General features: G+C 46.9%; 3 protein-coding genes. 2 read left to right on the forward strand and 1 reads right to left on the reverse strand.

Translation table 11 applies throughout. The features are described 5' to 3' along the window. Positions 1–365: DUF4351 domain-containing protein (locus Q7P41_RS12065; RefSeq protein WP_303884571.1), on the forward strand; the 365-nt coding region annotated here is incomplete at its 5' end. Between the two features lie 60 nt (positions 366–425). Then, a complete protein-coding gene (locus tag Q7P41_RS12070) occupies positions 426–1,319 on the forward strand; it encodes a HepT-like ribonuclease domain-containing protein (RefSeq protein ID WP_303884574.1) in 894 nt (297 codons plus the stop codon). A gap of 114 nt (positions 1,320–1,433) precedes the next feature. Here Q7P41_RS12070 and Q7P41_RS12075 read toward each other — a convergent pair whose 3' ends face one another. Further along, a complete protein-coding gene (locus Q7P41_RS12075; protein ID WP_303884576.1) occupies positions 1,434–1,970 on the reverse strand; it encodes a glycoside hydrolase family 108 protein in 537 nt (178 codons plus the stop codon). Positions 1,971–2,011: the final 41 nt, after the last annotated feature.

Below are 2,011 nucleotides of genomic sequence, written 5' to 3' on the forward strand. Positions count from 1 at the left end.
CGAACACAATAGGGCTTCGTCGAATCTACTGCCGGTCTTACACTCTCGACGTAGATCAAGGCACCATGCAACGGATAGCAAAAGAACTCGGGGGTGAAGAAATCATGCCGTCATTGGCAGAAAAATTGATAAAACAAGGGGAAGAAAGTGGCAAAATAGAAGGCGAAAAAAGGGGCGAGATTAAAGGTATAATCAAGGGCAAACAAGATCTGCTTATAAAACAACTGCGCCGCAAATTCGGTTTGTCGTCTTCTGACGAAAAGATGATCCGCTCCGTCACCGACGAAGCTAAGCTTGACGCAGCAGCCGAAGCCGTGCTTGACGCTATCTCCAAAGACGAAATATTTAAAATATTGGTCTGCTAAATCACATCTCTCCAGCACGAAGGTTGCTCGGTTATCATAATTTAAAAAGGAGTTAAACAAATGCGCTTGAGCGAAAGGCCGCTTGATTTTGATTTCATATTAAAACAGCTTCAAAGGGCCCCGGATGCGCTAATGCCCTACAGGAAAGAGGTTGCAGCCCTGCTTTTGTTCGGCTCTGCGAGTCGAGATGAGGTCACGCCTTTGAGCGATATCGACCTGGCAGTTTTGTACCGTGAAGGTTTAAGCGAATGGGAAATGTTTAAGATTCATTCAAATCTTTACCTCGATCTCTCTCGGCTGATGCACACGGATGACTTTGACTTAGTAAATCTAAGTGTTGCACCGTTAACCCTGCAATTTAGCGCAATAGAAGATAAAGTCATCCTGGTCCTTTACGATCCTCAAGCCTTGGTCGATTTCCAGGCTAAGGTTTTGGGCGCTTACCTAGACTTTTATCCGATTCTGCGGGAGTATTACAAGAGACTCATAGGTGCTTCGGAGGAGCCTTCAATGGATATTAAATTAATGAACCAAATTGAATTGTTACAGGAATACATAAGTCGCCTTGAAAGGATTCGACAAAAGCCTATAGAAGAATATCTAAAAGATGAAACTTTGCAGGCAGCGACGGAACGTTACTTGCAAATCGCAATCGAGACGTGTATAAACATAGGCAATCGTTTGCTTTCGTTGCATCAGTTTAAGGGCAATTTTAAGGCGCCAAAGACCTATGCAGATATCTTCAAAACACTTGCCTCGCTAAACGTCATCCCTAAAGATTTTGCCGACAAACTGGCTCGTATGTGCGCAATGCGCAACATCCTCGTCCATGTATATTGGGAAGTTGATAGCAAGCTAGTTTACCGCACAATCCACTATGAATTGGACGATTTCGGCAAATTTCTTTCGTATGTAATGGCCTTTCTCAATAAGTTGGAGGAACAGAAAGGCTGATCCCTTCGATTGCGGGGTCGTTTGATTGCGGGGTCTACCACTTATTTAGTGATTTTATAATGGTAGACCCCCAAGATCACGGGTGCGGCTAAATAAATTTCTTCATTATATATATCATCCTACGGCGCAGCTCCAAAGCCGGGCGAGGCGGTTGAGCCAGCCGTGAAGGAAGGCACGCCGGTCGGGGTTTCGGGCGACGATGTCGTTGTAGTATTTCGTGCGTCGCCAAAGCAGGGCGGACAAGATTTTGGTCTTGGGCAGAGCATGATTCCAGGCAGCCTGCATGGTCTTTTGCCCAAAGATTCCGTCGACGGCCAAATCTTCGCCCAGCATGTTAAGCGCCTCCTGCAGGAACTTTACGCCCTGCCTCAACCCGCAGTTGACGCACCCGTCGAATACGGCTAAATCGACGGGGCGGGGGATGTGGTCGCACCCTGCAGGTTTCCAGTAAAATTTTTCATATATCGCCAGCGCCTGCTCTTTTGTGAGGTCCTTTACGTCTTCGGGAAGCCCGGCGTCTTTTAACCTCGCTCGTGCCGAGGCGAGGGTGGCGGCAGTGATGCCAAACTTTGTCCTGCCGCCGGGGTCTTTCGGGTTGTCTACGAACCCTCCTTCGACCTTCAAAATATAGTCTGCAACGTTTTTTCTCATGAAATCTCCTTTCATCTATATTAATCTATATTTATGCGCCG

The sequence above is a fragment of the Acetomicrobium mobile genome (assembly GCF_937920065.1).

Bases quoted from the DNA above. Each gene is read 5' to 3' on its own strand.
- Q7P41_RS12070 (WP_303884574.1), top strand. From the start codon at position 426: ATGCGCTTGAGCGAAAGGCCGCTTGATTTTGATTTCATATTAAAACAG.
- Q7P41_RS12075 (WP_303884576.1), bottom strand. From the start codon at position 1,970: ATGAGAAAAAACGTTGCAGACTATATTTTGAAGGTCGAAGGAGGGTTC.